This window comes from Coprococcus intestinihominis (assembly GCF_040096555.1).
Classification (GTDB): Bacteria; Bacillota; Clostridia; order Lachnospirales; family Lachnospiraceae; genus Coprococcus_A; species Coprococcus_A intestinihominis.
The window spans coordinates 1-13,245 of sequence record NZ_JBBMEK010000070.1 but is presented as its reverse complement, the minus strand read 5'-3'; the positions used below and the strand labels follow the sequence as shown (position 1 = coordinate 13,245).

Below are 13,245 nucleotides of genomic sequence, written 5' to 3'. Positions count from 1 at the left end.
CGAAGATTTGACAGAAGTATCTGCATTGATCTGCCTGACAGAAAAGGAAGGATCAAATTACTGCATATATTGTGCCATAAGAACAAAATGCTCAGGATCAGTGAAGAGATGATACAGAATCTGGCAGAGCGTTCAATTGGCATGAGCCCGGCATTGATGGAGGGGGCTGTTAATACAGCTATTCGTGAGGCTATTCGCAATAACACAGAGGTGACAGATGCGGTTGTTGATGAAGCCTTTGAGAAGTACAATAATGGCGAAGAGAAGCCCTGGAATCCTTCAGAGCTGCTTAAAACCGCTCGCCATGAAGCGGGGCATGCTTTTGTGTGCAATTATTTTGGTGAAGCACCTTCTTATCTGACGATCGCTGCGCGAGATAATCATGGCGGTTATATGATGCACAGCGGAGCAGAGGATAAAGGCTCTTTTACTAAAAAAGAATTGCTCCAGAGAATTGCTGTGGCTTTAGGCGGCCGTGCGGCTGAGATTGTTTATTATGGAGAAGAGGAGGGCATATCTACAGGTGCATCTTCGGATATTGAGACAGCGACATCAATTGCAGGTAGGATGATCTGCAGTTTCGGTATGTACAGTGAGATTGCATCTGGTACCGTTCAGCGGAGTGAGATCTCGGATGAGACAGCAGCTGCTATTGACAGAACGATCAATAAAATCATTCAGGAACAGCTGGGTCAGGCGGTGGAAATTGTCAGAGCACACAGCAAGGATATGGATCGACTTGTAAGTGCATTGATGGAGAAAACACATCTGAATAGAGATGAGATACAGAAGGTTTTGAATAATTAAATAACTGCAAAAAGGAATCTTTTTTGATCGGATCCCCTTTAAATAGACAAGGTAAATAACCAAAATCTGTTTAAGGGGGATTTTTTTGTGGATGAGTGAGGAAAACAGGCAGTTGAATTCCGATATAATTATAGAGAGGCAGCAATTGACGTTTGAAGTTATCCATAATATGAAAGGTGAAGATGTATGTCAAACTATTTTCCATGACAGGTGTTATCCGATGGTTGTTCGTGATATTCCATTGATTTTCGAGTATCCGGTTCAATTACAGGAATAAATACAGAGCAGTGAGATTGGACTGAAATGACAACGGACTAGTGCATAATCAATAAAAAAACACACGAATTATTGATGTTTGTCAATGATTTGCACAAAAAAACAGATAGCGTATAAGTAGGATGTATGCTATACTAAATATAATATTAGTTTAACAAATTAACTTAAGAAATGACATCTTCGTGAGGGGTAGAAAATGGTTGTTGTAGAATTTTTTAGTGATACACCGATTGACAATATGATTAGTACGCTGACTGGCTGTCCCGACAAAGTGATACTTGTCGGGCAGTCCAAAATCATAAAAAGAAGCGGGCAAAATTATAAGAAATTTCTGGCATCTATTGGAAATGACAGAACCGAGATTGATTATTGCAGCATTATTCCTCATGATCTGGGGAATATTGTAAAGGCTTTGGAGAAAATTGTGATGGAGTATTCAGAGTGCCATTTCGACCTGACCGGCGGTGATGAACTGGCGATGGCCGCCATTGGTATCATTTATGAGCGCTTTGGAGGTAAAGGGATCAAACTTCATCAGTACAATATAAAAACAGGTGCTGTCTATGACTGTGATATGGATGGACGTGTTTTTTCTTCTGAAATTCCGAGTCTTACAGTTGAACAGAATATTATCCTTCATGGAGGGAGTATTGTGACGGATGCACAGCGGTCGGGAAGCACTTATTCATGGAATTTTACTGAATCCTTTGAAAAAGATGTCTTTGCAATGTGGGAAATCTGCCGAAAGAATTGTGCATTATGGAATTATCAGGTGACTATGTTATCAGAGATCATGACTTTTAATAGTGCTGCGGATGATGAACTGCAGTTATGTGCCAACATGGCAGATGTGGAAGTTTATCTGCGCACAAAGGGAAATTCACTGAATCTTGATGGTATATTTGACAAGCTGGTGGAAGCAGGGATGCTGGTTGGATTTGGCATGGATGACGAAATGTTGCAATTCCGGTTTAAGGACAAGCAGGTGAAGATGTGTCTGACCAAGGCGGGAACACTGCTTGAACTGGTAACGCTTCTAAGTGCCAGGAGAATTACAAAGGAAGATGGAAAGCCTTATTTCACAGATGCCAGAACGGGTGTCATGATCGATTGGGATGGTATTGTACATAACAACAAAGACGGTAACGTGGATACAGAAAATGAAATCGATGTCATTTTGATGAAGGGTGTTGTACCGATATTTATTTCCTGTAAGAACGGAAAGATTCCGGATGATGAGCTGTATAAATTGAATACAGTAGCAGAGCAGTTTGGCAGTGATTATGCCAAAAAAGTGCTGGTAGCTGCAGACATGGGCAAAAAGGCCAACAGCAGAAAATACTTTCTTGAACGTGCAAAGGATATGGGCATTCAGATTATTGAAAATGTACACACAATGTCTCCGGAGAAATTCGAGAATATTTTGAAAAACATATAAAAGTTTGAGTGAAATTAAATGTTAGATCTGATGTAAATAATAAGGGGGCGAGTGCGTTGCAGTTAAAGATCAGACATACAATTCCCAATCAGTTGGTGCTGCCGCTGGGATATCATCATATTATACAAGGTATCATTTATCACAGTCTTGCAGAGGAGGCAGGATACAGCGGGCAGATGCATAATCAGGGGTATTCAGCGGTTGATATGGGACGATGTTATAAACTGTTTAATTTCAGTTTATTGAGAGGAAAACATCACGTTGTGAATCGACAGATTATATTCAAGGATTATGTAGAATGGGAAGTCAGAAGCCCGGATATTTATATGATCCGTCTTTTAGAAAACTCTTTTAGAAAGAATGGCATTCAGTATGGCTATCAGCGTTTTGAAGATCCGGAATTACAATTGGAAAATGAGACCCTTGAAATGGACAGTGCGATTATTCGGATGTGCTCACCCATTTGTATCTATTCTACTGATAAAGATACAAAAAAGACTTATTTCTATAGTCCGGATGAAGAAGAATTTTCATGGCAGGTGAGTGATAATTTTGTCAGAAAGTACAGCGCTTGTTACGGCGTATCTCCGGAATCCGGGATATGGATTATGCCCCTTAAGGTCGGGCGCAGAGATAAATATGTCACAAAATATAAAGGATTTTATCTCAGCGGCTGGCTGGGAGAATATCAATTGACGGGACCGAGGAAGAATCTGGATTTCCTGTATCAGACAGGATTGGGATGCCGAAATTCACAGGGATTTGGGATGTTTGAGATAAAGGAGAATGAGGATGTTTATTAACTGTTCGAATCACAAATCGGATTTATGGGGAGAAGATCAGAAAAGGGCTGCAGAAAGATATGGAGATATTGTAGATTTTCCATTCCCCAATGTAGTTGTTTCAGCTGAAGCGGGAGACATTGCCAATCTGGCAGCTCAAACAGTTCAGAATATTCTTCAAAAACAGCCGGATGTGGTTATGTGCCAGGGCGAATATACACTGACATATGCAATTGTTAAGGCATTGAGGGAAAAACAGATACCAGTTGTGGCTGCATGCACAGAGAGAAAAGTGATTGAGAAACAACTTGAAGATGGCAGTGTACAGAAGGTATCAAGATTTCAGTTTGCAGGATTCAGGCAGTATGTATAGTCGTAAATCCAATGTGAGGTGTCAGATTATGATAGGAGAGCGGACTGTATGAGTAAAAAGAGAAACGTATTATTATTGTCATTAAGTGTTATGAATGTAAGAAACTCAGAAAATGAGAGTTCATACGAGTATACGGAAGGTAGAAACCAGATTTACGGCATTAAAGGAAGGCTAACTAATGAGGCGCCAACAAAGTATGTGATTGAAAATTTAGCCGGAAGACGAATGCAGGAATGTCTTGATGATATTGTTATTATTTCATCTGACACGACGAAAATGCCTATTAGGGCAAAGGGGGAAGCAGCATGGCTGGATAGAACAGATCCGCTTCTTCAAAGTCCGATAGGTGATATGTCTCATTTGGAGTATTATGAAAAAAGTATTCAATATTATGTGAAAGAAAAACATTCAGACTTATACAAGGACAGGAATATTAACTATTATGTCATTGATATTTTAGATCAGCCTCAACAGTTAGAAGTGGCTCAGGCAGCTTTAGAGGCTGCTCAGAAGGTACTCGGTAATAATGATGATGAGAAAGTAGATCTTTATATAGATTATAATGGCGGCCCACGTTATGTAGCGTCTATGATATTAAGTATTGCCAATATGATGAAGAATCGACAGGTAGAGATCAAAGAAGTTTTGACTATGAATTATGACAATAAGTCAATGAAAAAAGATGAGATTACCGGAGAGGAAATTCCAGTAATACCTATCCAGAATATGAAAGCGGTTTTTGAGAGTGGTGAACTGGTATCGGGACTGAATGAATATCTTATTTATGGTCGTATTCGCGGATTGAAGAATTATTTTAAGGAGCTTAATGCAGAAAAGGGAGGTAATATTCTCAAGCGGATGGAGGAATTCTCAAACGAACTGCAATTATGTCGGACTAATGCTGTGTTTAAGAAGAAGGAAGAATTAAAAGAAGTATTGGAGAAATTTAATTCAAGTTCTTCCGAGGCAAATTTAAACCAACAGAACTCTGCAAAGAAAGTGAATAATGCAACACGAGAGATGTTGTTTGCATATGTGGTTCATGATATTTTAGCGGGTTATGGTGATTTACTGGACGGAGAGCTTCCGGAAGTGATTAGTTGGTGTGTAGAGAAAGATTTCATACAACAGGCATTAACGTTTTTTGTGGAGCGTATGCCAATTTATTTTTGGGAAAAGGGAATATTCAAACCAACTAGTCAGGAAGAAAGGGAATATGAAGAGTTAAAGAGGGCATTTGAAAATGGAGAGATGAGCGAAGACGATCAGAGGCTATACAGAAATCATTATGAAAAATATGATGATAAGTATGCCTGGTTGACGGGGTATCTGAAACATGGGCACAATTTTGCGTATGGCAAAGAAAATAGCGGTCTAATGAGAAATAAGAAATTCTCTGATTTCGTGCAGGTTGATCCGAATGCCTTTGAAAATATCAAAGAGGTTTTCAAAAAAGGTAAATCAAAATTTCCGAGAATGGTTTCTAAAGATGGAGAAGTAACAAACAAGGAAAGCATGTTAAAGTATTTGGGATACCTTGATATCGGCCGTGCAGAAACTAATTTATCACGAGAGAAGCTGGCAGAACTTCTGGCCTATTATGAATTACTGAAGACGCAGAGAAACAAAGCCAATCATGCAGACGATGATTCAGAAAATATATGGAGTTACGAATTTTTATGTAAAGTATTAAAAGCTGCTGTACTGACTTTGCAGGAAGCGGTTTGTTCTGTTCAATAAGATAATAAAATACAGGAGGAAGAGCATATGAAAAGTGAATTGCAAAAGCGGGAAGTTCTGGCAATGTATGATGTCAGAGGAATTCAGGATTATATCTTTAAAAGTAATGTGGCAAAAGAAATAGTTGGTGCCTCTGAGATGATTGAGAAAATTGTTATTGATGGGCTTAGAAAATATATTGAGGGTTTGAAAGAATCGGAGAGAAAGGCTTATATGGTTGACTGGAAAAATGATGATCCGCAGGCCTTTTTGACAGATATGAGTGTTCAGATGCAGGTTATGTTTGTTGGCGGCGGAAATTCATATGTCTTATTCCGAACAGGGGAAGAATGCCAGAAAGTCAGCAGATTTTTGGCAAAATATCTTTTGAATGCTACGTATTCTTTAAATCTTGCTGTAGCATCTGTGGCAAAAACCAATTCTTATGCTGATGACTATCGAGCAATTAATCAGGAAATGACTCGTATAAAGGCATGCATGCCATTGGCACAGCCAATGGGGGCATTGCCGTTTATGGAAGCAGACTCAGTTACCGGTTATCCAATTACTTTTAAAACAAGAGATGGATATTTGTGTACAGAGTCAAAATTAAAAAGAGATGCGTTCCCTGAAAATGAAAGTGAAAAGATTTTTGACAATATGGTTACAGAAAAGGGAGATAATAGTACCCTTGCAGTTTGCCATATTGACGGAAATCAGATGGGCATTTTTATTAAAAATCAAATGGGCAATATAACAGATTATAAGCAGGCCATTCTTACAATGCGCGAGATATCCCAGAAAATCGCAGATACATTCTATCAGAGTTTTCAAGAGATGGTGAAATATATGGATTCGCTTTCTTCACGCGTAAAGAAGCCAGTGACGAATAAATTATATCGAGATATTATCGTAGCAGGGGATGATATAACGTTTGTGTGCAATGCAAAATTAGCAATACCGGCTATTAAACGTTTTATGAAATATATTGGTGAGTATAGTGATTTTAGTGCATGTGCAGGCATTGCTTATTTCAATAGTCATTTTCCTTTCTCAGATGCTTATCAGGTGGCCGAGGCATGCTGTGAAAATGCGAAGGAACGAGCGAAGGAAATTGAAAACAGAGCAGCAGATGGAAGTATTGGTAATTTCTTTGATTTTCAGATTTGTACAAACATAAGGGCGGCTAATCTGAAATCTTATAGGAATAGGCATTATTCAGACGGAAAGAATCTGTTTATAGGAAGACCTTATTATGTGCCTACGGTAAGCAGACATGCAGATTTGAATACAATTAATGAAAAATACAGTATTGAGCATTTAGAATATTGGTGGAAATTGTTCAGTAAGATGCCTAGAAGCAAGGCAAAACAGCTGCGAAATATTATTCCGATGGGACAAAATGCGTTAGTTAGAAAGATATCTTTTTTGGCATCCAGGGGCTATACACAATTGGAAAATAAAAGGCTGGATTATCCAATCTGGTATGATGCATTAGAAACGATGGATTTGTTTATAGGAGGGGACGCAGATGAGAATAAAAATTAAGCTTTTAAGTGATTTATGTACGTGTTCGGGTGAAACCTATAACAGCATAGTAGATATGGATGTTGTATACGATGAAAATGGGATTCCTTATATTCCGGCAAAAAGAATCAAAGGGTGCATTCGTGAAGCAGCGTTGGAGATGTGCGAAATGGGTCTGATGGATCACAATCAGTATGTGCGTATTTTTGGTGAGGCAGGCAGCAAAAAATCGACATTTTCTCTTTCAAATGCCTATATTGCAGATTATAAGGATACGGTTTATTCATTGCAGCACTTTGGTATGAAATCTGCATTACACAGAGCAGTGATAAGTCCGCGGAATGTGCTGCAGCAATATACGGGCATCAGAACTCAAACGGCAGTTAACATGGAAACCGGTGTTGCGGATAAGAATTCTTTGAGAACAATGAGAGTTGTTCGGAAAGGGCTTACATTTTATGCTGAGTGCGATGTTAAAGAAGAAGATTCCAAATTACTTGGACAGGCAATATCTCTGGTAAAACATATGGGAGTGTCCAGAACAAGAGGACTTGGGCTGGTCTCAATGTCGTTGGAAAATATATCATCTGAAATTAACAGAAAGCAAGAATATTCACATGTCCTGATTTCTGAAGAACAAATAAGTGAACAGAATAAAATCGGTTATACCATTCATTTGAATTCATCTTTGATTTGTAAATCAGCAAAGGGAAATCAGGCAGAAACACAGGATTATATAGCAGGAAGTAAAGTTTTGGGACTGATTGCCGGTGCGTTGGGGAAAAATGGTTATGAAAAATTAATGGAGCAGCCTTCCGAGCTGATTGTCACAAATGCTTATATTATGAATCAATCGATGCGGTGTGTCCCGGGCCGGATTTCTTTGAAAAAAGAAAAAGATCAGGGCTATGATGAGCAAGGTCGGATTTGGTTGAAGGATATGTTGTATAGTCCGAATATAGGGGAAAAGCAGATGACCTCAGCCAATATAGATTATGTGGATGCGAATCACAGAAAGGCAGATGTTGCAACAGAAATCAGTTATCATCATCAGAGGCCTTCGGACAAATCCATTGGCCGTGCAACGGGCAGAGATGACGGTTCCAGCTTCTATCAATTAGCAGGAATTTGTGCAGACCAGAATTTCAGGGGTTATATATATGCCAATAAGATACAGGCGAAGGAGATAATTTCAGCTGTAGGGACGCTGGGAAAGATACGTATGGGTTACGGAAGAGGCAGTGAGTTTGGCGATGTGGAGCTGGTATTGGATTCAGTATCAGAGGTCAGAACGGAAAAATGTTTATTGCGTGACGCCGTCGTTACATTGGTTTCAGATATGATTCTTTATAATGAAAATGGTGTTTGGACAACAGACATAGATGTATTAAAGAACTATTTGGAAGAGATGACCGGAGTAGAGAGGCTTGAAATCAGAAATCCATTTATAAGATATACGACAATTGGCGGCTATAATGTTACATGGAAGGCAAGAAAACCGATTTTCAATGCCCTTGGAAAGGGCAGCACATTTATTCTTCATTCGGAAGAACCCTTTGATGCAGGATTATTGAGCAATCATTTTGTAGGTGAACGTGTGTCCGAAGGTTATGGTGAGATTCAAGTGGAAGAAATGGCAGATACAGCCGATGTGTATGTCTGGAAAGATACAGAGTTATCGCCGTCTTCGGATATAGAGCGTGCAGAGGATGGTAATGGTCTGATTAACCAGTTGCTGCAGAATGAATTTGAATATAGAGTACAGAACGTTATTAGAGAGAAATTAGAAAATATTAAAAATGATTATAAAAGCGCCGGTGAAGCCGTTAATGCGGCTGTTTCTAAATTGCGTATTATTTTCAGAAGGGAGTCAACGTATGAAGATATGAAGAAACAGGTTGAAGGTATCGAGAAGGATGAGAAGAAAAAAATATGCAGTCAGTTAATAGGGCTGGTGGTGCCGGAACAGCTGGCTGAGCAGGTAAATGCTTCAATTTGTCAGGATTATGGGCAGACATTTAAGAATCAGTGGGATTCACAGAATATGTATAAGAAAATGTATTATGCATATATAACAGAATTGAAATATTTTGCGAAATCGCTGGAGAAGGGAGAGGCATGATCAATGAGTGCAATTTTAAAACGGAAAGTTTTGTATTTGAAAGTAAGATTTATATCTCCAATCAGTGTATCTTCGGGTATTGACGAATGGACAGACTCAGATGTGTTGAGAGATTGCGATGATAAACCATTTATTTCAGGCAGTTCAATTGCAGGTGCTATGAGGGCCTATCTTGAAAAAGAAAAGACAGAGCCATGCCTTATGGGGTATTCTAAAAGAGCGAAATCTGATAAGGATAAAGACGAAGGCAGAATGAGTGCGTTGTTTATATCAGATTTGACTTTTGATGAAAATCCAGTGTTTAACATCAGAGATAATGTGGCATTGAATGATAACAAAGTGTCTGTTACAGAAAATAAATTTGACATAGAGATTTTGGAGTCAGGTGCTTTGGGACACTTTTTTATGGAAATTGCCATTCGGGAGAATGATGATGAAGAGAAGATGAAGCATGATATTTCAAAAATCATATGTGGTATCAATGCAGGAGAAATTCGACTTGGCAGTAAGAAGACAAGGGGATTCGGTGTATTTAAAGTTACCTGCATTCAAGAATATGATTATACAAAAAAGAATTATCTTGAATATGCAGATGCTTATGATGAAAAGAAATGGGCAGATGCAGGGGTAAGTGATAATCGTCTGGAAGAGTGGCTAAAAATGAAAGAATGGCAGCCTAAACAGATACGCATTGAAATGCCTCTTCAAATGAGGGGAGGTATCAGTATTCGTCAATATGCGGCAAGGAAGGGAGAACCGGATTATGTACAGTTGATGGACCACAATCAGCCGGTTATTCCGGGAAGCAGTCTTGCCGGAGCTATCAGACATCGTGTCAAAGATATATTGAATGAATTAAAAAGCAATGGTGTAGAAGTACCAGGACAGATTGATAAAATCATGGATACAGCTTTCGGTTATGTTAATAGGGAAGCGGCATGTGCTTCCAATATTATTATTAGCGAGTCAGTTATTGAAAAAGCCAGTGGACTTACAATGACCAGAACGGGTGTCAGTCGTTTTGAATCTGCGGCAAAGCAAGGAGCTTTATATCAGGAAAAAACATACGTTAACGGTATATTATCCGTAAAAGTGTCAGTACACAGAAGTAAAAATCCAAAAGATGAAAGATGGATCATGGGTCTTCTTCTGATGGCATTAAAAGATATGCAAAATGGTTTTCTGGCTGTTGGTGGTCAGACAGCAATTGGGCGTGGTGTGTTTTCTGCAAACGGTCCGATTTTGATTGATGGGAAAGAAGGCAAAGAAGATGATTTTATTACAAACTTTTTGATAAATATGCAGTAGATGGGGGAATGACATATGAAATTGGAACAGGCACCTGAACAGGGAATAATGTATGCTTTGTATAAGGACAGAATGATATTTGAGCCATATAAGAAAGAGGAATTGCCGAAGGAGGATGAACTTAAGAGGAATCTTTTGGAGCTGCATTTATTTGATGGTGAAAAGGAATATCGGTTTATAAAAACGCGAAAAGGTGAAATAGAGAAAGAAACAATTTGTGATTCACAAGTTCCGCATGATGATAGATATATTGAGAAAATTTTTGTATCAAAAGAACGCAATGAATGCATTGAAGTTGTCAATTATATTACCTATGATGAGGATGATTTGATGGCGATCAGAAATTATCGGTTGAGGGAGGTGACAAGATAATGAAAGGATTCGTAAATCCATATAATTTTATTGGTTTTCCGGAAAATAAAGCGAGGGCTTATACGGATGAGGACCGTCATACGGGTGTGATTGAATATAAAATCACGACAAAAACGCCGCTTTTTATTCCAAATTCAAGTTCAGATAAAGCATTTAAAGAATCTGATTATGTACCGGAACATAAGTCCTATGATTTCTTTTCTTATACGGAATTGGATGGCAATCAACGTTATGAGGGCGAATATTACGTACCGGTCATTCCCGGCAGTGAGATGCGTGGTGTTGTAAGAAGTGTTTATGAGACCTTGACGGATTCTTGCTTAGGATTATTGAATGAGGAAACTTATCCGGTTAAACGCAGTGCAGAAGCCTTTAAACCTGCATTACTTTATCGTGATCCAAGCGGTAAAATTGTTTTATATGAAGCTAAGTCATATCGCATTGGCTCACCGAAACAACCGCAGAATAACAGAAGACCGGCACCGGATGGTTTTGAAGATATGAGAAATGGTATGCCTGTCTGTTTTGCAGAACCTTTAAAAGATGACAAAGGCCATCCGAAACCAATCAGCACTTACGTCATAAAAGACACAGTTGCCCAGGACAGCAGGGAAAACACAGGATACCTTCTGAAATGGGGTATGGGGGTAAAAAAATCCAGATATCATGTATTTGTTGCCGGTAAATCCTTGGGAATTCAGTTAACACGTGAAAATGTTGAGCGACAGTTGATGGATTTGATTGCATCCTATTTGGATCAGCCTGCAGTACTTAGGGAAAACCAGCTGGCGTACAAAGAATATAAGAAGGATTTGATTAACTTTTTACGTGGGGAAGGTACAGATTATTTTCCGGTTAATTATTCTAAACTGACATTAAACAGCAGAACATTGTATTTATCACCGGCTGTATTTACGAAAGAAGTGTCCGCACATTCTATTGGTTCGTTAGCGAAAAAATTTGCACCATGTAAAGAAAATTATTGTCCTGCATGTGACTTATTTGGATATGTAGGAAAAAATAATGAGGCATCAAAAGGGTCTTTGATACGTTTTACAGATTTGTATGTGGATAAAGGAAGAGAAGACAAATCTCCAGAGGATTATTATGCATGTGATAAATTAACAATTCAGACATTGGGTGAACCGAAACTTGGTAACGTTGATTTTTATCTGAAAAAGCCGCAGGGAGCCAATTATTGGACATATGATTATTACATAAAAGGAAATGGAAAAATCATTATACAGGAGGGAATGCTTCGTGGAAGAAAGTATTATTGGCATCATCGCAATCCAAAGGTTCCGGCTGGAGTGGAAGCAACGAAACTTAATAAGACAATTCGACCACTTAAGTCGAATGTGACTTTTATAGGGAAATTATATTTTGAGGGAATCTCCAAAAAACAGCTGGTTCAGTTAATCTGGATTCTTAATAGCGGAACAGAGAAACTTGGGCTGAAATTAGGAGGAGCAAAACCTTTGGGATTCGGCAGTATAGCCTGTGAGGTGACTGGTGTAAAAGAAAGAATCATTGCGATTGAAGATGGTAAAGTAGCGTACAGGATTGAGGAGACTTCATTTGGACACAGCAGTTATGAAGACGCAGGCTTCAGTAAAACTGTCAAAGATGAGCTTTATAAAATTGCCGGTCTCGAAACCGTTCCGAAAGATGTAGAAATTACTTATCCAAAAGAAGTAGCTCAGAAAAACAAACCATTGACAGAAGGTTATAAATGGTTTGTGAATAATCATACAACGACCACTGGAAAAATGGCCAGGAGCAGGTCTGATGTCGTGATCAGAGAGGTATTGCCATCTATTCAGGATGAAGATTTTTCATTGCCGTATAATTGTAAGCCGGAGAATCAGAGAAATAAAAACACTGGTTATTCAAATTATGGCGGTAATAAAGGTGGTTACAGAAAGAGTGGAAACAAGAAGTGGAAATAAGAGATAAATTTTCGGGAAAATAGCATTAAAAAAGCAGAGATTATAAATTTCCAATAATGAAATTATAATTTCTGCTTTTTGGAAATTTTGAAGGATAAAATAAAAAAGAGGAAGCGTCTATGGAAGAGGAAAAGGAAAAACTGAAACAAAAACCGATGATGCGCTATATTGTGCCTTTTAGCTTTTCAGATGGATATGAAAAAGTATATTCTAAAATGATGTCACACGAAGATTGGGAATTAGAGAATATATCAGGTCAGGGCAGGCACATTTATAATCATATATATAAAACGATTCATTATGCAAAAGAAGAACAAAACGAGAAAAGACAAGGGAGTGCATGGAAATTTCAGGAGAAACTTCAGCGTGGATCCCAGGAGAAATGTACATTAGAATTACATTTAATAAATGATAACAAAATTGAAGAAACTGTAAAAGCAGAAATTTCAAAGGTTGGAGTATATTTATTTCAAACGGGTATAGGATTATTTTGGTATGAGATTAAAGTTGGGGAGAATACTTCGGTTGAGTTATTGACGGAGTGTGAAGATTTTTTGAAAAATTTAGGCTCC

The 13,245-nt window shown here is 38.4% G+C and carries 12 protein-coding genes; all 12 read left to right on the top strand.

Annotated elements, in window-relative coordinates:
- A partial coding sequence (locus WMO25_RS07360) for an ATP-dependent metallopeptidase FtsH/Yme1/Tma family protein (RefSeq protein ID WP_494337438.1) occupies positions 1-807 on the top strand: 807 nt, incomplete at its 5' end.
- 91 nt (positions 808-898) lie between these two features.
- Positions 899-1,084: a hypothetical protein gene (locus WMO25_RS07355; protein ID WP_349084770.1), complete on the top strand. Its 186-nt coding sequence runs from the start codon at positions 899-901 to the stop codon at positions 1,082-1,084.
- A gap of 195 nt (positions 1,085-1,279) precedes the next feature.
- Positions 1,280-2,521 (top strand): PDDEXK family nuclease, encoded by a 1,242-nt coding sequence (locus WMO25_RS07350; RefSeq protein ID WP_349084769.1) that lies wholly within the window; start codon positions 1,280-1,282, stop codon positions 2,519-2,521.
- Positions 2,522-2,577: 56 nt separating this feature from the next.
- Positions 2,578-3,324 (top strand): CRISPR-associated endoribonuclease Cas6, encoded by a 747-nt coding sequence (cas6, locus tag WMO25_RS07345; RefSeq protein WP_349084768.1) that lies wholly within the window; start codon positions 2,578-2,580, stop codon positions 3,322-3,324.
- Complete coding sequence (locus WMO25_RS07340; protein ID WP_349084767.1) at positions 3,314-3,676, top strand: hypothetical protein; 363 nt, start codon at positions 3,314-3,316, stop codon at positions 3,674-3,676. Before cas6 ends, WMO25_RS07340 begins: the two co-directional genes overlap by 11 nt.
- Positions 3,677-3,724: 48 nt before the next feature.
- Positions 3,725-5,416, top strand: a complete 1,692-nt coding sequence (locus WMO25_RS07335; RefSeq protein ID WP_349084766.1) for a TM1812 family CRISPR-associated protein — start codon at positions 3,725-3,727, stop codon at positions 5,414-5,416.
- A gap of 27 nt (positions 5,417-5,443) precedes the next feature.
- A complete protein-coding gene (locus WMO25_RS07330; protein ID WP_349084764.1) occupies positions 5,444-6,943 on the top strand; it encodes a Cas10/Cmr2 second palm domain-containing protein in 1,500 nt (499 codons plus the stop codon).
- Positions 6,927-9,044: an RAMP superfamily CRISPR-associated protein gene (locus WMO25_RS07325; protein WP_349084763.1), complete on the top strand. Its 2,118-nt coding sequence runs from the start codon at positions 6,927-6,929 to the stop codon at positions 9,042-9,044. The genes WMO25_RS07330 and WMO25_RS07325 overlap by 17 nt, the downstream gene beginning before the upstream one ends.
- 3 nt (positions 9,045-9,047) lie before the next feature.
- A complete protein-coding gene (locus tag WMO25_RS07320) occupies positions 9,048-10,352 on the top strand; it encodes an RAMP superfamily CRISPR-associated protein (RefSeq protein ID WP_349084762.1) in 1,305 nt (434 codons plus the stop codon).
- A gap of 15 nt (positions 10,353-10,367) precedes the next feature.
- Complete coding sequence (locus WMO25_RS07315) at positions 10,368-10,724, top strand: hypothetical protein (RefSeq protein WP_349084761.1); 357 nt, start codon at positions 10,368-10,370, stop codon at positions 10,722-10,724.
- Positions 10,724-12,673: a TIGR03986 family type III CRISPR-associated RAMP protein gene (locus WMO25_RS07310; protein WP_349084760.1), complete on the top strand. Its 1,950-nt coding sequence runs from the start codon at positions 10,724-10,726 to the stop codon at positions 12,671-12,673. The genes WMO25_RS07315 and WMO25_RS07310 overlap by 1 nt, the downstream gene beginning before the upstream one ends.
- Before the next feature lie 119 nt (positions 12,674-12,792).
- A partial coding sequence (locus tag WMO25_RS07305) for a hypothetical protein (RefSeq protein ID WP_349084758.1) occupies positions 12,793-13,245 on the top strand: 453 nt, incomplete at its 3' end.